The organism is Microscilla marina ATCC 23134 (genome assembly GCF_000169175.1).
Classification (GTDB): domain Bacteria; phylum Bacteroidota; class Bacteroidia; order Cytophagales; family Microscillaceae; genus Microscilla; species Microscilla marina.
In genome coordinates this window covers 58,139-76,596 of record NZ_AAWS01000040.1, presented here as the reverse complement: position 1 = coordinate 76,596, position 18,458 = coordinate 58,139, and the positions used below count along the sequence as shown (strand labels likewise).

General features: G+C 41.0%; 14 protein-coding genes. 9 read left to right on the top strand and 5 right to left on the bottom strand.

Features of this window, described 5'->3' with window-relative positions; genetic code table 11:
* Nucleotides 1-121 precede the first annotated feature (121 nt).
* From M23134_RS27430 to M23134_RS27400, 7 genes are all read left to right on the top strand, one after another.
* Nucleotides 122-4,705 carry a hypothetical protein gene (locus tag M23134_RS27430; protein ID WP_002701817.1) on the top strand — a complete coding sequence of 1,528 codons (4,584 nt, stop codon included), beginning with the start codon at nt 122-124 and terminating at the stop codon, nt 4,703-4,705.
* The gene (locus M23134_RS27425) at nt 4,689-5,510 is read left to right on the top strand and encodes an SMI1/KNR4 family protein (RefSeq protein ID WP_002701815.1); all 822 of its coding nucleotides are present in this window, start codon (nt 4,689-4,691) and stop codon (nt 5,508-5,510) included. The genes M23134_RS27430 and M23134_RS27425 overlap by 17 nt, the downstream gene beginning before the upstream one ends.
* 111 nt (nt 5,511-5,621) lie before the next feature.
* On the top strand, nt 5,622-6,140 hold the full coding sequence (locus tag M23134_RS27420) for a hypothetical protein (RefSeq protein ID WP_002701814.1): 519 nt from the start codon (nt 5,622-5,624) through the stop codon (nt 6,138-6,140).
* A 7-nt stretch (nt 6,141-6,147) separates the two neighbouring features.
* Nucleotides 6,148-6,390, top strand: coding sequence for a hypothetical protein (locus M23134_RS27415; protein WP_002701812.1), 243 nt, complete (start codon nt 6,148-6,150; stop codon nt 6,388-6,390).
* A gap of 11 nt (nt 6,391-6,401) precedes the next feature.
* Nucleotides 6,402-7,103, top strand: coding sequence for a bifunctional 5,10-methylenetetrahydrofolate dehydrogenase/5,10-methenyltetrahydrofolate cyclohydrolase (locus M23134_RS27410; RefSeq protein ID WP_002701810.1), 702 nt, complete (start codon nt 6,402-6,404; stop codon nt 7,101-7,103).
* A gap of 7 nt (nt 7,104-7,110) precedes the next feature.
* Nucleotides 7,111-7,614 carry a hypothetical protein gene (locus M23134_RS27405; RefSeq protein WP_157558672.1) on the top strand — a complete coding sequence of 168 codons (504 nt, stop codon included), beginning with the start codon at nt 7,111-7,113 and terminating at the stop codon, nt 7,612-7,614.
* Nucleotides 7,586-8,068: a hypothetical protein gene (locus tag M23134_RS27400; RefSeq protein ID WP_045114438.1), complete on the top strand. Its 483-nt coding sequence runs from the start codon at nt 7,586-7,588 to the stop codon at nt 8,066-8,068. Before M23134_RS27405 ends, M23134_RS27400 begins: the two co-directional genes overlap by 29 nt.
* Before the next feature lie 90 nt (nt 8,069-8,158).
* On the opposite strand, the gene M23134_RS27395 is transcribed toward M23134_RS27400, so the two are convergent.
* Together M23134_RS27395 and M23134_RS27390 are read right to left on the bottom strand one after the other, a co-directional pair.
* On the bottom strand, nt 8,159-10,897 hold the full coding sequence (locus M23134_RS27395; protein ID WP_002701803.1) for a GAF domain-containing SpoIIE family protein phosphatase: 2,739 nt from the start codon (nt 10,895-10,897) through the stop codon (nt 8,159-8,161).
* A 294-nt stretch (nt 10,898-11,191) separates the two neighbouring features.
* The gene (locus M23134_RS27390) at nt 11,192-11,659 is read right to left on the bottom strand and encodes a hypothetical protein (protein ID WP_002701801.1); all 468 of its coding nucleotides are present in this window, start codon (nt 11,657-11,659) and stop codon (nt 11,192-11,194) included.
* Between the two features lie 317 nt (nt 11,660-11,976).
* Here M23134_RS27390 and M23134_RS39025 point away from each other — a divergent pair, with 317 nt between their 5' ends.
* Both M23134_RS39025 and M23134_RS27380 read left to right on the top strand, forming a co-directional pair.
* On the top strand, nt 11,977-12,441 hold the full coding sequence (locus M23134_RS39025; RefSeq protein WP_002701799.1) for a ribonuclease H family protein: 465 nt from the start codon (nt 11,977-11,979) through the stop codon (nt 12,439-12,441).
* A 667-nt stretch (nt 12,442-13,108) separates the two neighbouring features.
* Entirely contained in the window at nt 13,109-15,316 is a 2,208-nt protein-coding gene (locus M23134_RS27380; RefSeq protein WP_198145100.1) for a tetratricopeptide repeat protein, read from the top strand.
* A gap of 33 nt (nt 15,317-15,349) precedes the next feature.
* Here the strand turns inward: M23134_RS27380 and M23134_RS27375 are convergent, their stop codons facing one another.
* The 3 genes from M23134_RS27375 to M23134_RS27365 form a co-directional block, all read right to left on the bottom strand.
* A complete protein-coding gene (locus M23134_RS27375) occupies nt 15,350-16,426 on the bottom strand; it encodes a histidine kinase (RefSeq protein ID WP_002701792.1) in 1,077 nt (358 codons plus the stop codon).
* Nucleotides 16,423-17,484 carry a sensor histidine kinase gene (locus M23134_RS39020; RefSeq protein ID WP_002701790.1) on the bottom strand — a complete coding sequence of 354 codons (1,062 nt, stop codon included), beginning with the start codon at nt 17,482-17,484 and terminating at the stop codon, nt 16,423-16,425. Before M23134_RS39020 ends, M23134_RS27375 begins: the two co-directional genes overlap by 4 nt.
* A 357-nt stretch (nt 17,485-17,841) precedes the next feature.
* Nucleotides 17,842-18,390: a DUF2911 domain-containing protein gene (locus M23134_RS27365; protein ID WP_002701788.1), complete on the bottom strand. Its 549-nt coding sequence runs from the start codon at nt 18,388-18,390 to the stop codon at nt 17,842-17,844.
* Nucleotides 18,391-18,458: the final 68 nt, after the last annotated feature.

Sequence of the window (18,458 nt, the reverse complement as noted above, 5' to 3'; positions counted from 1 at the left end):
TCTACTCTTTTGATCGTTGGTGGCACCTTCAGAGAGTCACTACCAGGCATTAAAATAATTATATATTTTTTTATATGCCTAAAACCCTTAAATTCACACAAATCATCAGGGCAGCTTCACTATGGAACACAAAAAACGCTATAGCCACCTGGCGGGCAAAGAAAAAAATAAAAACGAACAAGCAAAAATTTCACCCGAAGAATTGCTAAAGCGCCTTGATTTTTATAAGAAAAAGTACGAAGACGAGCAAAAAGATACACCACCCGACACGCCTAAGCAAGCCCCTACCCCCAAGCAAAACGAAACCAGTACCACGCCCAAAGATAAGCCCCAAACTGAGCAGCAAGACCAAGACAATTGGTATACCCAACGCCTGGCTTGGTACCAAAAACGCTACGAAGACGAACAAAAACAACGACAATTGGACAAGGAGGCTAAAGACCCAGCCCCGGAAAAAGAGCCAAAGAAGGAAATAGAAAAAACGCTCGAACAAGACCTTAAACGCCCAAATAAGACTACTGAAACCCCTGAAGTGCCAGGGCTAAAAGACACTGGCTTGGACAAGGAAACGGTGGGTACGCCCTCCAAAAAAACCCAACCTGAGAAAAAAGACCGCGAGGTTACTATCAAATCTGCGACTCAGGTTTCGCCCAATGGCGATCAACCAAAAGAAAAAGAGGTGCCTACCCAAGAGCTAAAAGGCGAAAGTGGCAAACGCACCATAGATATTAGCCGCCCCGAACTCTACGGCAAAGAGCAGTTGGTGATAGGTAAGATGACCGAGGAAATGAGCACCTTTAAGGGCGAAAAAGAGGGGGCAACCCAAGAAGGGCTTACTAGCAACGAAAAAAAGACAGTACGAACCCGCGAAGCTGCCAAAAAGAAGGAAGCCGCGGGCACCAAGTCGCGCAAGGCACGCCAAGCCAAACAAGAAACGCCCCAAGACAAGCTCAACGACGGACGTAAAGCAGGCATAAAAACCCAGATGAACGCCCGCCCCAAAGAAAACTACCGCCAAGACATAGGCGGGGCACAGCAAAAGCTGGCGGAAGAGACCCAGAAAAACATACCGAGCACCAAAGAACAGCTCGAAGATGAGGCGTACATGGAAAAGTTTAACCAAAGTACCATCAAAAGTTTGGAGGGCTTTGGGCAAACCATAGAAGGTGCCGTGGGCGAGGTACGCAACAATCACCTGGTGCAAGAACCTACCGATGTAGACAGTCCTGACTCTGGCACGCCACTGCGCAACGAAGCTCCTATGCAAGCAACTCCTGTGGTAGACCCCAAGGCAATGGAAGTAAAAATCAACGATCAAGACATTGCCTCGATCAAACAGACCAAAGCCGATAGTGTCAATGTTTGGAAGGCAGAAGGCATAGGCGAAGGCGAGGAAATTAGTCGAAAGGATGTAGAAGGCGCCGAACCCCTGAAAGCAGCCGAGGCCGCTGACAAAGGCATAGCACAAGGCGCTACCCAAGGACCCGCCAACATAGAAAAAGCCGCCCAAAGCCACAATGCTACGATGGGGCGCCGCCTAAAAAGCAAGGAACAAACCAAGCGAGGCGACATGTGCAAAAACCGCGACGAGCAACTCAAGGCAAGCCGTGGGCTGCAAGACCATGCCAAGTCGCAATACGAAATGGAGCGCGCCAGGCTCACCACCGAAATGGACGCGGTGTATACCCGCACCCGCGACGCGGTAAACAAAAAGCTGAGCGACCTCGACACCGAAATAAAGCTGCGCTTTAAACGGGTAAAAGACAAGGCAATTGCGGCATTTTCGGAGAATGTAAATACCCGCTTGAGCAAGTTTCATAACGACCGCTACCTCAATACGGGTTGGAACCTGATACCAGGGGCGTTGGTGGTAAACCTGGTGCGCTATGCCTTTGAAGACACCAGCAACTTGCCCGAAGTAATTGCCATTTTTGAGGACGAACGCAAGAAATTTATTGCCACTATAGACCGCGAGGTAAAGCATATCTTGGGCTATGTAAAACGCGAAGTAACGGCATGCAAGGCGTTGATCAAACAAGCCCACAAAGACTTAGAGAAAATAGTGGCAAAGCAAGGCCCTGCCTTCAAGAAGGTAGCCGAGCGTGCCTACGCCGACATTAGCAAAAAACTACAACAGCTCGACCAAAAGGTAAACAAAAAAGCGGCTGAGCTGAAAAAATACCTGGACACTGCCCGCAAAAAGGCCATTGAGGAGGTAGACAAAAAAATAGCCGAAATAAAAGAACGCCTGAAGGGTTTGCTGCACAACCTGGCGAAGTTTCTGGTAGATGCCGCCTACAAGTTCTTTAAGTGGGTGCTCTCCAGCAGTGGGTTTAGCACCGAGCAAATAGACCAAATTATTAACCAAGGCAAACAGGTGCTCACCAAGATAGTGACCGATCCGATGGGCTTTTTCCAAAATATGGTCGATGCCGTGGGGCAGGGATTCAACAACTTTGTGGGCAACATTGGCAAACACCTCAAAAACGGTTTCTTTGCCTGGCTCACGGGGGCAATGGCAGGCACTGGCTTGAACCTGCCCCAACAATGGGATTTGAAGGGTATTTTTTCGGTGGTGCTACAGGTCATGGGGCTCGACTGGACGGTACTGCGCGCCCGCATTGCCAAAGAGGTGGGCGAAGAAAACCTGGCGCGCGCCGAAGAAGCCGGAGGCGCCGGACTGGAGCTATTGCAAGCCATCAAAGAGAAGGGTTTTGTGGAGGCAGTATGGGATATGCTGGCAGAAAAAGCCGAGGAGATCAAAACCACGGTGATCAACGAGATTCAGAACTGGTTGATTGTCTCGGTGGTAAAACAAGCCACCATTAAAATACTCTCGATGCTGAACCCCGCCGGGGCCATTGTGCAAGCCATTTTGATGATTTACGACTTTGCCATGTGGCTCATCAACAATTGGGAACGCATTGTGCAAATCATCCAAAACATTGTGTCATCGGTGGGCAAAATAGCCATGGGCATGTTGGGCGAAGCCGCCAAGTTTATCGAAGACACCTTAGCCAACTTTGTACCCCTCCTGCTCGACTTCCTCGCGCGCTTGCTCCGCTTGGGCAACGTAAGCGCCCGCATCAAAAAGATATTGATGCGATTGAAGAAGCCAGTGGATGAGTTGATGGCTAAAATCATGCGCTTTATCAAAAACAAGATCAAGGGCTTTGGGAAGAAGGGCAAGAAGAAGAAGGAGACCAAAGACCAGACAAAAAAGGACATGAAGAAGGATCAGGGCAAAGATGGGGTAACGGATGTGGATAGGAAGAGGCATAAGCAATATGGTGAAGAAATAAAAGCTGAGCTAAAAGAGAAAAGCAACAAGCCTACTTTTGAGGAGTTTTACAAAGAGAAAAAACGTAAGGCAAAAGCTCTTGAGAAAGAATATGGCAAGAAGACCAAACAAAAAATTAAAGTCAGCATTTCTTTAGAAACTTTAGAGAAAGCGAAAAAAGATCAAGACATTGATGCTCGAATCAGGATTGCTCCTAATACTTTTCAAGACTCAGAAAAAATACCATTTTTGTTAGCGCAGGCTGGTTCTGATTTAAAAAAGCAGATAGAGCTATTCAGTAAAGATGTATTTGACCCTAATTACTTAAGTATTTTAAGCGAGGATACAAACAGAGTAGCCAAAGGTGAAAAATTAGCAGGCATGCGCCCAAGGTATGCTAAGTTTAAAACAGAAGTTGATAAATTTTTAAAAAACTATGACGATGATATTAAACGAAATGCCAGTGCGACAAATAAAAAAGCAAATGAGTTCATAGAGAAGTTGAAAATTTTGGTAAGTGTCAAAGAAGTTACTTTAGATATTATACAAATGTATAAAACAACTACTCAATTGGGGCTAGTTCAGCCAGATAATAAAGGGATTCCTATAGCTCGCTCATTAGGGCAAAGAAACATGGCTTATTGTGATACTGATTTAAAGTGGAATGGACATAAGATTATCACTAAAAGGCAAACATTTTTATCAGTAAGCCAGAGAAATGATACTGATGCTATCCAAAAATCAATACAAACAACAAAAAAAATTGACCAAAAATCTATAAATCAAATAGCGAATTCTTCAGGGGCACAAAATAAGCAACAAGTAATAGCTGTATTACAACAATTGCAGAGGTTGGCAGCTAAATATAAAGATGTACAGGTGCTTATTCCTAAATTACAAGTAGAAAATCAGATCGATGACCCTTATATTGATAAAGACTCCAAAAACTTTAAAGGTAACCCAGTAAAAGTTACCGCTAGGGATAATAGAAGAGATGCTGAACGACGTATCTTTATAAACATCCATAATACAATAAAACAATATATAATTGCGTACTTTGAAAAATCATCCGTCAGCCAACTAAATATCGACCCAGTAAAAATGAAAGAAGTTAAAGCACAACTAGACGAAGAGCAAGATGAATTAATTAATAAGAGATTACTTAAGGTACCAACAAATAAACAAAAGCTTGCTCGAGGGAAAATGAAGGAGGCTTATAAAAAAAGTCGTGAAAAAGATATTAAAGCAAGAATTAAGGAATATTACTTTGATAGCCAAAAGCCGTATATCACAGGGGTTGTTCGTCTATCTTCACAAATGTCTCCTTGTGACCGCTGTCAAGCTGTTGCTAATTTATTAAATAATACTTTTCCAAATATCAAGGTATTAGTCAAACACGGAGTGAAATATGAAGGACATAAATAGCGGGTATTCATCCATTTTCAAAATTAAAAAAAATATAGAGTTTGTTTATGATGAACGTGAGTATCAAGGCTGCACCGAAGCAGAAATACAAGAACTAGAGGCTTTACATCCGTCAGGTTTATCCATTCCACAAATATTTAAAGATTTTTTGACCGTAGTTGGCAAAACAATAAGAGGCTTTACTTGGGCTCCAGGCTTTTTCTACAGTTTTATAATGTACGAAACTGAAATGTTAATTGCCCCTAAAGGTTTGTGGAACTATGAAAATGTGATACCTAAAGATGCGCTGATTTTTGAGGGTTTTGATGATTGTAGAAAGTTTATCCGTCTCAGTGAAGGTAATGATCCATCTGTTTATTTTGTAGAAGAAGGAGATAGTGAATATACCCTGGTGAGCAATAAGTTTTCTCAATATATCGAAGAGGTTTTTACGAAGTATAACTATAAGGATATTGGTTATACCCTATCTGTAGTGAAGAAAATAAATCATTTGAAAGCCTTAATTTTAGATACAAAAGAAGTATTGACAACACTGATGGCAATTACTAATAAGGAAACTCATTCTCTCATAGAAAGGGCATTAGATTGGTATGAAGACGCCTATCAAATAATCCAAAACTTATATCGTGGTAGAGGTTTAGAAGAAAACAAGGAGAAGTTAAACGATATTTTAGATATTTACTCTTATGTAGATGATATGAAAATTTCAGACGCACATAAGTATAAATTAGTTGAAAAAATTGGTGAAGTGATAGAGTATTTTCATCAAAATGCTTCTGATATTATTGTGCTGCAAAACAATTAATTTTAGTAATTATTACATAAATATAGCTAATTTCAAAAAAATAAAAGCGTAGGCGAAAGCTTACGCTTTTTTTATGACTTAACTATACCCGATTATCTGCTAAAGAAGATCATGCGCTTTATCAAAAACAAGATCAAGGGCTTTGGGAAGAAGGGCAAAAAGAAGAAGGAGACCAAAGACCAGACGAAGAAGGACATGAAGAAGGACCAGGGCAAAGATGGGGTGACGGATGTGGATAGGAAGAGGCATAGGGAAATTTTTGAGGAGATAAAAAAAGAACTTCAAAAACCCGAAAAGAAAAACAATACCTTTAGTAAATTTTATAAGTCTAAAACTCGTCGTGCTAAATTACTGGAAAAGAAGTATCAAAAGAAACTAAAGAAGGGTATAAAACTTAAAATAAGCTTTGGTACACTCGAGAAAGAGAAAAAAGATCAAGATATTGACTTTAGGGTAAAAATTGCTCCTAATAATATCGATGAGGAGTTCCCTGCCAACAATAATGGCAAAGGGGGAGGTAAGGGGATTAAATCTCCTGAAAAACTTCTTGAAGATTTTAAAAAGAAGTTTAAGGAAGAGCTTAAGAAAGATTATAAAGGTGCCGTTCAAGTGTTTGGGGGGGGTAACTAGACGTGAAGTGAAGAACAAGTATCGTCCAATATTTGATAAAGCTGAACCAAAGAAAAAGAAAAAAGTAGTTGTAATTACTTGGACTATTGACGAAAGTGATCCTTACTGGGTAAAACACCGAGCCTCATTGAGTTCGGCACGAGAGAAAGAGAAGATTTTTGGTAAATTAACTGGAGAAAACTCAGGAAAAAACCTTGGCTTAGGTTTAGAAGCTGAAATGCGCACTTTACCTACTGATATTGCCAAGTAGAGTTTGCTCGTGTGATAGATTCTCTTAATAAAGATACGAACATAGGAGCTGTTATTGTACAATCTCCTCCCCCTAAGGGATTAGAGAATATTGTAAAAAAATTAAATCCTAAAAAAGATTTAGATGCACTTTCGGGGGATAAGAAAAACAGGATGTTTCCTTACCCTGCTACCTCAGAAGGTATTGTTCGGATTGTAGAGCCTTTTGCAGAAGCTGGCAAAAAGATCGTAGTAGTAGGAGGTGGCGGTTTTATCGGCGAAGGGGTAATTACTATGCTCAAGGAAAAAGGCATCAAACCTCATATAATAGACCCACGGGTAATAGATGATCCTGGTTATCAAGGAAAGGATTTAGCATTGATGAAAAATTATGACATTATTATTTCTACCGTAGGCAAAGAGGGCTTAATAAAAGGAAAGGATTTGAAAGATGATCATACACTCATTGTTGATACAGGTTTTGTTCCTCTAGAAAATGTAGATAAACTCACCTCCAAAAATGTAAAAGGAGATGTAGACCCTACGGCAAAAAACAAAACAAAATTTGTAACCCCAGTACCTGGGGGAACAGGCCCTGTAGAAATGGCAGTGTTGATGGAGCGGGTAGCCAAGTTGTTTGGAATTGAAGTACCTTCTTGGAAGGTAGAGGCTGACGATATAGAAAACAAAGAGGATGGAGCAAGATTGAAACTTAAAGTTGTTTTTGATAAATAAAGTATTGATGGAAAATAAAAAAGTCATAATCTCTGAACAGGATGGTGTTCAGCACCTGAAAACTATTTTCAGATGGATGAACTCTGAGAGTATTCAGGAGCATTGCCTTTTACGACTATTTATCTGGAAAGACACACCAAAAGTGATTGTGGTAATATCAGAGCTCAAGAGTAACGCTGATGGTTCAGGGGTAGCATTAGGTTTTTATGGATTAAGCGAGATGATTATTGAAAGGTTTAGACGATATTTAGCAATAGATAAATGTGAAATAGAGTGGTTTCTACATTATGGTGGTTTTTCGGCTCATGAAAGTCTGGGCAATGAAATTTTGGAGAAAGTGATCCCTGAGATAGTACATGAGTTTGGTTTTGGAAAGCTTCCTGAAACAACCCGTATAAAATCAAACTTCTCAGAGTATTTGTCTGGAATAGAACTTGGCAAAATGCGTCCTATACTCAAAGAACTCAACTGGGAGTTACAAGATGGTTTTGGTGATCCTGAATGGGAATGAGTTTACCACCAAAATAAAAACCTTGTTCATTAATTTGGGCAAGGTTTTATTTTATGCCCAAGGTAATAACTTTGCCATCTGGCTCATCAACAATTGGGAACGCATTGTGCAAATCATCCAAAATATAGTGTCATCGGTAGGCAAAGTAGCCATGGGCATGTTGGGCGAAGCCGCCAAGTTTATCGAAGACACCTTAGCCAACTTTGTACCCCTCCTGCTCGACTTTTTGGCACGCTTGCTCCGCCTGGGCAACGTAAGTGCCCGCATCAAAAAGATATTGATGCGATTGAAGAAGCCAGTGGATGAGTTGATGGCTAAAATCATGCGCTTTATCAAAAACAAGATCAAGGGCTTTGGGAAGAAGGGCAAGAAGAAGAAGGAGACCAAAGACCAGACAAAAAAGGACATGAAGAAGGACCAGGGTCAGCTTTTACCTACAACTGGGAGCACATAGTACAGATTATCCAAAACATTGTATCGTCAGTGGGCAAAATAGCCAATGACATTTTAGACGAAGTCGCCTTCGTTTATAGCAAGCATACATCTAAAACCTCAAGCCTATGACCAAAATGTCATCCATTTGGCGGTGGTCGCCTTGCCACTGGCGTAGCTCATGGTACAACATCTCTTTTTGACGCTCCAGGTCAAATTGCTGAATGGTGAGTAAAAAACGCTTGAAGTTTTTGGTCATATATTTTCTATTATGCGGGCCGCCAAACTGATCGGCATAGCCATCAGACGCAATATAGATGGTATCACCGTTTTGCAACTCTATATCAATTTGGGTAAACTGCTTTTTCTTCTTTTTAGATTTAAAGTTTCCACCAATCGAAAAAGAATTCCCCTTGTATTCAAGCAGCTCACCCCGACGAACCAAATACATAGGACGGTAAGCTCCGGCAAAGCTCAGTTTTTTCTCATAAATATTAAGCGCAATCAACCCCAGGTCCATCCCATCACGCGATTTAGACTTTCCTTCTTGTTGGCGCAAAGCCTCGCTTACTCCGGCATCTAGCTTGGTCAAAATCTCATCGGGTCGTACTGCCCCCTGCTCAATTATGATTTTATTTAATTGAGAATATCCAATCAACGACATAAACGCGCCGGGCACCCCGTGCCCGGTACAGTCTACCGCTGCCACAAAGGTATGCTCGTTTTTTTCAGTCATCCAATAAAAATCGCCCGAAACAATGTCTTTGGGGTGGTACAATACAAAGTGCTGCAAAAACCCTTTCAACATATCGCTGCTAGGCAAAATAGCTTCTTGAATGCGTTGGGCGTATTCTATACTTGCCGTAATGTCTTTGTTTTTCTTTTCTAGTTCTTTTACCAGGCTGGCAATACGGTTGGCTTCTTCAAGCTCTTTTTCGGTTTTTTTACGTTCAGTAATGTCTCTTACCGACAACACCACCATAGTATCTTCGTTGTAGGTTACCCGGCGTGCCTGTAGTTCAATCGGAAACGTGTCACCGTCTTTACGCAAAGCCATCGTTTCGTGCACCGCACGTTTGTCTATAATAGATACTTGCTCTATTTCTACCCGGTACTCTGGGGCAATAAACATCAAATAGTTTTTGCCTTGCAGGTCGCTTACCTTATTATAGCCCAACATACGCGACAACACCGGATTGGCATCTTTTACGTCCAGGTTTTCTTCATTCAAAAACAGCAAACCTTCTTGAGTTACCTCTGCCAGCTTACGAAAACGTTCCTCAGTTTGCTGAATTGTCAACAAACTATTTTCGAGTTCTTTTTGGGCTTTTTGCGATTCTAGCAACAAGTGGTTGATCTGAGTCTGACTACGCAAGGCATTGAGGTTTGCCCCAATGGTTTCGCTCAAGCGACGTAGTACCTCTAGGTGACGCTCTTCAAAAGCCTCAATACTGGTAAGCTCCAGCACACCACAAAGTACCTCATTGTAGATCAAAGGCAGGATAAAAATATTTTTCGGGTAAATTTCAGAAGTTCCCGAAAGGGTCTCAAAATGACTGCTTTCTATGTTTTGTACATAAATGGCTTCACGGCTTTTGGCTACTTGCCCTACCATTGTTTCGCCCAGTTCGAGCTGTTGCCTTACATCATAAAAATCTTTCGACACGGCGTGTCCTCCCGTAGCAAGCAAACGTTGTTGCTCTTCGTCAAAGGCATAAATAACTGCCTGAAGCCCATTGACAAAGGGCACCAGATGAGTAAGCAAGTGGTCGCTCCAACTATACAAATCCTGGTTGTTTTTCCAGTTCATGACCGCCGAGAAATGACTCACTGAGTTATCGAAAAAACGGGCAGTTTCCAGCTTTTCGTTCAAACTTATAATTTCTGAGGCCTCTTCTAGCTCTCGGTTTTTCAGCTTTAGTTCGTCGTGCGCCGAGGTCAGCTCCATTTGGGTACGCAACAGGTTGTTATTGATCTCGGTCAGTACCTCAGAGTTTTGCCGGGCACGCTCTTCTTCTTCTTTGAGCGAATCGTAAGCTTGTTCCAATTCTTGATTTTTTTGCTGCGATTGACTGGTGGCTTTTTGGATACCATCGAGGTACAACTGCAAGCGACGTACTACAGGTTGAAATATTTGAAACTCTTGTAAAATGAGGGTAAGAAAGGCAATCAACAGCAAACCTATTTGAATGTTGTGCAAACGACGGATAGACGTTTTAGCCTCTTGGTCATATTGGTTGGCTATAGCATCCATTTGTCTGATATAGTCATCTTCGTTGAGCAAAATAAACTGTACAGCGCGTTTGATGAGCAATCGATTGATTCGTTTTTTTAAGATGAGGGCATCCAAACGGTCGCAAGCATGGCGCAAAGGCTGGTAATACTTATCAGTTTGCTGATACATTGCCCGTATACTATCACTGTTTTGTACCATTGCTCCTTGGGTAGAGTCGCCATAGTGTAGCTCTGCCTGACGCACCTTCCACACCTTGAGCATTTTCTGAAATAACTCTACCTTATCTTTACAATCGCGGGCACTATTGCAATGCTGAATGAGCAACGCTGTTTTGGCAATTTGTTCACTCAGTAAACGCTGCTTGCCTACATCATTGATCTGTTGGGTATATTTCGATTGATCTCTCAATTCATAACTAATCAACAAATAACTGGTGAAAAACACGAGCGCAGTAATAGCAAGGGCAAAACGATAACGCTGGGTAAAATGCCGGGTGGGTTTAGGGTCGGTTTTTATTACATCCGATACTTCATTTATTTGGGCATGTTCCCCATTAGAAGGCAAGGCATTTTGTGTGGAACCATTGGCTTGCACTGGTTTTTCGTGCTTGTCCACTTCACTGTTTATGTTATTCGAGGAAGAGTTCTCCAAAAGACTTTGCTATTAGTTGGGCGATATATTGTGATAAGTAGCTACACGCCATTGGATGCCAATATACATCGGAGCAATGAGCTACAAGAAATCATACGCTTAAAATCTGCCACACCTGTTTGTTAGGTGTAGGACACCTACACAAAAATAAATGCAGTAGGTGCTAAAATCAAATATAGCCAGCTATCCTTTTATTCACAAGTGAGTGGTTTTATATTTTTGGGTGGGTAACGGCAGGCTACTTACTGTATGTAGCATTTAGTCTTGTAAATGAGCTGGCAACAAGTCGCTCATATCTTCCCCTTTAAGGCGCATAGCTACTCTGCATTTGTATACGCCCTCTTGTGCTTGTGACTGTAACACCACAAATTGCCCTCCGGCAGCTTTGGCAATGGTTCGGTCAAAACTCATCATTTTATAACAAGCCTCTACATCGCCCGACCCCTGCAAAGGGCAAGGAGTATGAATTTCGGCATATACCGTACGGGCATCTATTTTGGTAATGGGCACATGCTTCATGCTCGGAAAACCTTGTTGCCATTTCATTCCCAGTTTACCGGGCGAATCAGTTTTTTGAATATTTTTGGCAATAATACGGCTCCATGCCAGTAAATGGTTGAGGGTGTACCCCAAGAAGTTAAGAAATTTATACCGAAACAAAAATGCCTGTACAACAAGCATTGTTTTAACAGCATATTTGGTGAGTGTTTTTTTGAACTGGGTCATAATGCCGGGAAAGTGGATGGTGTTTAAGTCGTATGAGTTACAATATACACAATCTGTGGTTTTATCAAAAATACTTAAGAGCTACTACAACCTCAAGCCCTTAAATACCGATGCATATTTAAACGCTGCTCTACAAACTTTCACAGTTTTATTGCGTTGATTTTTAATGATTTATAAAGTTCGCAGATGAAGTCCTGTGCTCAATCAAGACCAATTTTAAGAATGCCTCACCTGCTATTCGGCATTCAAAAAACACCTGTTTTTAACTTTAATATCAGAAAACTAAAGGGTAATTTTGTAACTCACAAAAAGGCGAAATGATTTTAACTATATATACCGATGGGGCTTGCCACCCACCCAGCCAAACAGGTGCTTGGGCAGCGCTAATATTTGCTGCCAACAACGAAGAAGACACCCTATTGCAAGGCATTGTAACCCATACTACCCACCAACGCATGGAGTTGACTGCTGCAATAGAGGCTTTGTATTATGCGGAGAAAAAAGCAATGCCTCTCTCTACAGTGGCGTTGTATACCGACAGCCAGTATGTAGCAGATTTACCTACCCGACGCAAGAAAATTGTGCAAGGAAATTTTATTACTAAAAAAGGTAACTTGAGGCAAAATACTGATTTACTCCAGGTTTTTTTTGGTTTACTGGATCGGGTTGAGGTAGAACTATACAAAGTAAAAGCCCACCAAAAACAGGGTGACTTACCCAACCACAACCGCAGGGTAGACAAGTGGGTACGTAAAGTATTAAGAGAACATTTGAGAAGTTAAACCAATCTAACTTAACTTAGTCTCCTCCTTCAAAACAACAAACCACTCAATAAACTAAAGTTATTGAGTGGTTCTGATTTTCTTTCTTCTTTGATAAACTAAATTATTATTTACTAGCGATACTCAGGGCGTGGCGGTGGATTTAGCGGATCGTCTACCCTACCCCTTTTCAATTTACTTTCTTGTAACATTTTACTTTGTGATTTTAATTAATAAAAAAACTACGTCTGCTGGTTAAGACAGATCGCAAGCTTCTGAAGCGTGCTCATTGCACTTGATTTGCCTCAGTGAAAGAAGATACTTTAATATATAGTAAGCTATACATTAAAAGGGTTGAACAAGAAGTTTGTAATGATTTATAGAATTATTTTTATAAAATGCGGGGTTGAAAAAGCTTTGATCACTGCACAACAAATGTTTTTTGATAAGGCAAAGATAAGACATTTGTACCGCAGAAACGGAGAGATGTAAGTTTAACTGGTTTATTCTATACAGGAGCTTTTTAAGGTGGTTTTCTTGCATCAAATGCGTATGTTTAGATCAATGGCTGGATTATATGAAGGCAAAGTGTTACTTTTACCATTGCATTTTATGCTTTTTTTATGTTAAACCCTATGTGTTATCACAGTGGGTGACAACAAAACAATCATCAAACATAGCAGTGGGTATGAAAAAACACTTAATAGTTGTGTGTCTGTTGGGAATGTATTGCTATGCATTTGCTCAGCAAAAAGCCAGGGTTGACTCATTGAAAAAGGTACTTGCTACCAAGTTGTCGCATAAACAAAGAGTAGATACTTATAACCAGCTTGCCCGAAATCTGCAAAAATCTGATACCACTCAAGCTGCCCTTTATTACACCAAAGCAGTTCGCCTGGCCACTCAACACGCCTATGCTAAAGGCTTGGCAAACGCCCATTACCTCAAAGGTTGGGCACACCTTGCAAAACAACGCTATACCCAAGCTGAGATATTGATGAACAAAGCCCTGCAAGTGGCACGTAAAGCTCAAAACAAAGCCAGCGAAATGAAAGCATATCAGGGTTTGGCGGCGGTGTATTTTTACAAAGAATCGCCCAAAGAGGCTGAAGCATACTGCCAACAAATAATAGCACTTGCTCAAGAGCTCAAAAAGCCTCAGGTAATTCTATCTACCCGGTTTAATATGGCACTGCTTTACGACCAACTGAAGATTTATGACAAAGCTTTGAGCTATTATACCCAATGCTTAAAGCTAAGCCAACAGTTAAAAGACACCCAAACCACCATGGAGGTGTATGCTTGCCTGGCCGAAATGTACCAAACCAAAAGTGACTATGACAAAGCATTGGAGAGCTATCAAAAGGCATTGGCAATGCAGCAAAAGTCGAGAGATAGTATGGGGGTGGCCAATACATATAACAATGTGGGAATGGTGTACAGCAGTAAAGGCAACTACAAACAGGCTTTTGCCATGTATTTTAAAGCATTGGCTATTCAGGAGAAGCTCAAGCCAACCCGCGACAATAAAGAAAGACTCGCCAATACAATCAACAATATAGGGGTGTTGTATTATGAACAAAAAGATTATCCAAAGGCTAAAGAGTATTATGAACGCAACCTAAAGATTAGTCTGGAGAACAAAAATGAGGAATCTATAGCAACTGCTTACAATAACCTGGCGTTGGTTTTTGAGCATACCCATCAATACCCACAGGCCGAAGCTTATTACAAGAAGTGTATACAGTTGGGCAAAAAAATTGACTACCAACAAATTTTAGGGTGGGCTTACAACGGAATGGCTATCATACGGCAAAAAGCCGGGCAATATGCCAAAGCCGAAAAATGGGTCAATCAGGCGATTGATATACGAAAAAAACTGGGAATGAGTGAAGACCTGACCCAGAGTTACAATACCTTGGGCAAAAATTATTTGCTGCAAAAGCAATACAACAAGGCGATGACTTATTACCAAAAAGCGGCCGATATTGGTAAAAAAATAGGCAACCTGCTCAATTACAAAGATGCGCTCAAAGGGCTGAGCATTTGCCTGGAAGCGGTGGGCAAACCTGCCAGGGCACTGGCCAACTACAGGCTGTACCACCAAATATCAGATAGTTTGATTAATACAGAAAATATAAGAAAAATAGCTTACCTGGCAGCTACAATTGATTTTAAGAAAGAAAAAACAGCCCTGAAGCTTTCCAGACAAAAAGAACGGGCCGTGTTTGCTAAAGATACCAGGCAAAGAAAGTATACCCAGCGCATTACTTATATGAGCTTAGGGGTTGCCCTCATGCTGGTAGTGGTGTTATGGCTGTTTTACTTTAGCAAACAAAAAAGTAACCGTGCACTGACCCTGCTCAATAAACAAATATCGGATGCCAATGAAAGAATTATACAAGAAACCAATGCTCGCAGGGATACTGAAAAAGAGAAGTTGCAAAGCGAGGTAAAACTCAAAAACCAGCAATTGGCTTCACAAACATTGCATATGCTACAGAAAAACCAGATTCTTAACGATTTGAAAACGCTGGTGGGTGAAGTTCGCAAACAGAAAGATTTGAATGATGCCAAGGCTAAGTTTTCGCGCCTGGCAAACCTGATTGATCACGGCATTAACCTGGACAAAGACTGGGAGGGTTTTCAACGTATATTTGAGCAACTCCACCCTGAGTTTTACGCCAACCTCAAAAACAGCTATCCAGTACTTACCTCCAACGACCTGCACTTGTGTGCTTTGCTTAAACTCAATCTGAGTTCGCGCGAAATTTCTGACTTGCTGGGCATTGCCCAGGAAAGCCTCAAGGTAAAACGGTACCGCTTGCGCCAAAAAATGGGGTTAGACTCTGATAAAAATCTCAATGAGTTTATTCTGACTTTTGACGCAATTTAGCGGCATTTTCAACGCAATATTTTTTAAACACAACTACCCATCTACTTGTAACAAAGGTAATACTACTTGACTTTGTTTTTTTTGAGTGTGTTCTTGTACTTTTTGTGGGGTATAAAACTGATAAATCTGGTTGAGTTCAACCAACCAGTCCTGAGTAATATACTCAGGGGTATGCAGTTTTTTGAGTCCACTATAAGTCACTATCAGATTTGCTTCAGGGTTGGTGCTCAACTTAAGCGTCAGTGGACGAGTAGCATCGTACAGGTGGGTTTCTAAAACCTGCTCAAACACCTTTTGCAATGCTTTGGAAGGTAACAAATACTGAAGCATAGCAGGCGCCAATTGATGGTGCCACTTGAGCATTGCAGGGTTTTTAATATTTATAAGGTCAATGTAAATATTGACAAACTCAAGTTCTTCGGCCAACGTAATTAATTCTTTTTCGCTGTTGGTAATATTGTATCGATAAAATAGAGACAGTTTTTTGATAAATTTTTCTGATAAATCAGGGTCTTGGTGCACCAGCTGAATCAAGGCTTCAAGGCTGGCAAACCAAAACCGGGGATGAATCTGATTTTTGAGGGTTTGTAGTTGGTTCGCCACTGTTTCTTTGTGCAATTGCTCTGCCTTGAGTTGCGCCACGTGAAAATCCCGAAAAAAACGCCAGCCAAAATACACAATATTCAACAATACCGCCGTAAACCCAAAAGTAGAGTACACCCTTACCTTTTTGATCACTACCGAATGAGCTACATCCTCAAATTCTTGAAAATGCCTCAAGGTGTTGAGCGTAAAACCAGGCAATGTTGCATCAGCCAAGGTAATCAACCCTATCATAGCCCCCAGGCTGAACAATCCTTGAACAATTGCCCGTTGCTTAAACTTATGCTCAATAAGCAGCCACTGGTCTAACCACACCGCCACTGCCCATATAGTTTCTACAAATATTCCCATCATAAGCAGGGCATACAAATGATCGGGAATGTGGTAGTTTTGTTGAACAAAATCAAAACTATCGTGAATAAATATGCTGACAAAGTAAGCCAGATTACCCGCCAACAAAGCCAACAGCAAGCGGTGCTTACGCAAGTATGGGTTCAAACGACTCATGAGGCAACAGGCTTTAAAAGTGGCAACTTGACCATAAACAAGACTAGAGTTTTGGATACCTCTACCTTTATATCGGTAAAAAAAACATACCGACTCAAAATATTGTTGAGCCCTATATGCAGCGAAGCTTCGGGCTGCTGCCGAACCTGTAGGTTATTTTGCACCAGCAAAAAATCGCCTTGAGTAGCAATATGCACTCTTAAAGGACGATCTTTAGAAATTTCGTTGTGTTTGATGGCATTTTCTACCAACATTTGCAGCGTAAGCGGAGGAATCATGTGGGGAGCTTTGGCAGGGTCTATGGCCATATTTACCTTTAGGTTGCGCCCATAACGTACTTGTAACAAGTAACAATAAGCCTTGGTAAACTCTAGCTCCTGCTGAAGCGAAATCAAATCGCGGTGGCTGTTTTGGAGTACATAATGAAAAATGTCTGAAAGCTTGCGGATAAAAACCTCTGATTGTTGGGCATCTTTGTGCACCATTGTAGACAAGGCATTGAGGCTATTAAACAAAAAATGAGGACTAATCTGGCTCTTAAGCACCGAAAACTGAGACTGTAGCTGTTGTCGTTCAATACGTTTTGTTTCCAGCAGGGTTTGCTGAAGGCGGGTAAAATAATAGGCGGCAAAACCTCCGGTGTTGTAAGTGCTCACAATGAGCAAAATAGCTATAGCCCCCGAAGTACCCCGGTTGTTGTACCAATCGGTAAAAATAGGCAATAAGGCAAGTCCTTCGGTTTGGGCAAAATGACCAAACATAGCCACATAAACAATAAAGACAGGTATCAACAACGCAAACACAATGAGTAAATGGCTGACAAACTGTACACTAAAAAATCGAATCAAATGATTCTTGCGATCAATGCGCTGCATCAGGTATTGGTTAAAGTAAACCAAAAGCGGATAAAAAAATGCGCCCAATAAAACGCTCAATAAGGTAATGTCCCACTCTTTTATGATGTCTGGCATACGCCCTTCGTTGTTGAACAAAATATACGCCCTCACGATCAACCCTAAAGCGGCTCCTATACTTATATGATAAACTTTCTCTTTCACCTGTCATCCTTTTCTTATAAATATAACAAAGCCTTGGACTTTTGCCAATAGTTAACCCTTGAGCAAGGATTTTAAACACTCGAACAGGTATAATCAGGGGCTCAAAGAAAATGAAAGTAAGGTTTTTTTGTAAAATAAGGGATGAGATAGCAATAACATTTTAGGGAGCGTTCAAAAAATTGTGTCTAAAAATTTTAACCCGCTGATTATCAGTATTTATTTTTCAAAAAGCACAATTAAATGAACGCTCCCGCACTTTATCTTTACATGATCCCATTCTTAAGTAGGTGGCATACGCAAAAAGCCTGATCATCTTCACGACGACCAAGCTTTTCATTTGTGTATTGTTAGCACAGATTATTGTTTCTTTACAGGTATGTTTACCTTTAATTTGTCCCAATAAAGGTGAATAACTGCTCCTTGCTTTTCACCTTCTTTTATATCAATAGTAAAACGTTCGGCCACACTGTCGGTATTACTGGCAGACACTTTTACCCTGGTTACATCCTTTTCTTTGTCATATTGGGTGCCCCAGCTTCGTTGCCCCCAGAAAGTACGGTTGCCACTATTTAAAATAATAGTCCACTCGTTTTCGGTAGGTATCGAAAACAACGCATAAGACCCCGCGTTTACCTTGGTATTGCCTACAGTTACATCTTTATTAAAGGTTACTTCGGTTATTTCGTTCGCTCCGGTTCTCCATACTTTGCCATAAGGCACAATATTTCCAAAAATTACTCGGTTCTTTTTAGACGGCTGGCAATATTTTATGTTAATTTTAAGCCCATTTTTGCTGTAGTTTGCGGTGGCATCAGGACTATAACGCTTGGTATAACTGCGTATACCCCAAAAAGCCATCACGAGTACTACTACAATGCCTAAAAGAATAATGAGTACTTTCTTCATAAGTAAAATTTGGTATATATAAAAAAGCTTGTTTTTTTCACAAGATTACTTAATGTCTTGGAAACCTG

What these genes read in the sequence shown, in the direction of transcription:
- M23134_RS27420 (WP_002701814.1), top strand. Translation starts at nt 5,622, where the DNA reads ATGCGCTTTATCAAAAACAAGATCAAGGGCTTTGGGAAGAAGGGCAAA.
- M23134_RS27400 (WP_045114438.1), top strand. Translation starts at nt 7,586, where the DNA reads ATGGTTTTGGTGATCCTGAATGGGAATGAGTTTACCACCAAAATAAAA.
- M23134_RS27405 (WP_157558672.1), top strand. Translation starts at nt 7,111, where the DNA reads ATGGAAAATAAAAAAGTCATAATCTCTGAACAGGATGGTGTTCAGCAC.
- M23134_RS27425 (WP_002701815.1), top strand. Translation starts at nt 4,689, where the DNA reads ATGAAGGACATAAATAGCGGGTATTCATCCATTTTCAAAATTAAAAAA.
- M23134_RS27365 (WP_002701788.1), bottom strand. Translation starts at nt 18,390, where the DNA reads ATGAAGAAAGTACTCATTATTCTTTTAGGCATTGTAGTAGTACTCGTG.
- M23134_RS27430 (WP_002701817.1), top strand. Translation starts at nt 122, where the DNA reads ATGGAACACAAAAAACGCTATAGCCACCTGGCGGGCAAAGAAAAAAAT.
- M23134_RS27390 (WP_002701801.1), bottom strand. Translation starts at nt 11,659, where the DNA reads ATGACCCAGTTCAAAAAAACACTCACCAAATATGCTGTTAAAACAATG.
- M23134_RS27380 (WP_198145100.1), top strand. Translation starts at nt 13,109, where the DNA reads ATGAAAAAACACTTAATAGTTGTGTGTCTGTTGGGAATGTATTGCTAT.
- M23134_RS39025 (WP_002701799.1), top strand. Translation starts at nt 11,977, where the DNA reads ATGATTTTAACTATATATACCGATGGGGCTTGCCACCCACCCAGCCAA.
- M23134_RS27375 (WP_002701792.1), bottom strand. Translation starts at nt 16,426, where the DNA reads ATGAGTCGTTTGAACCCATACTTGCGTAAGCACCGCTTGCTGTTGGCT.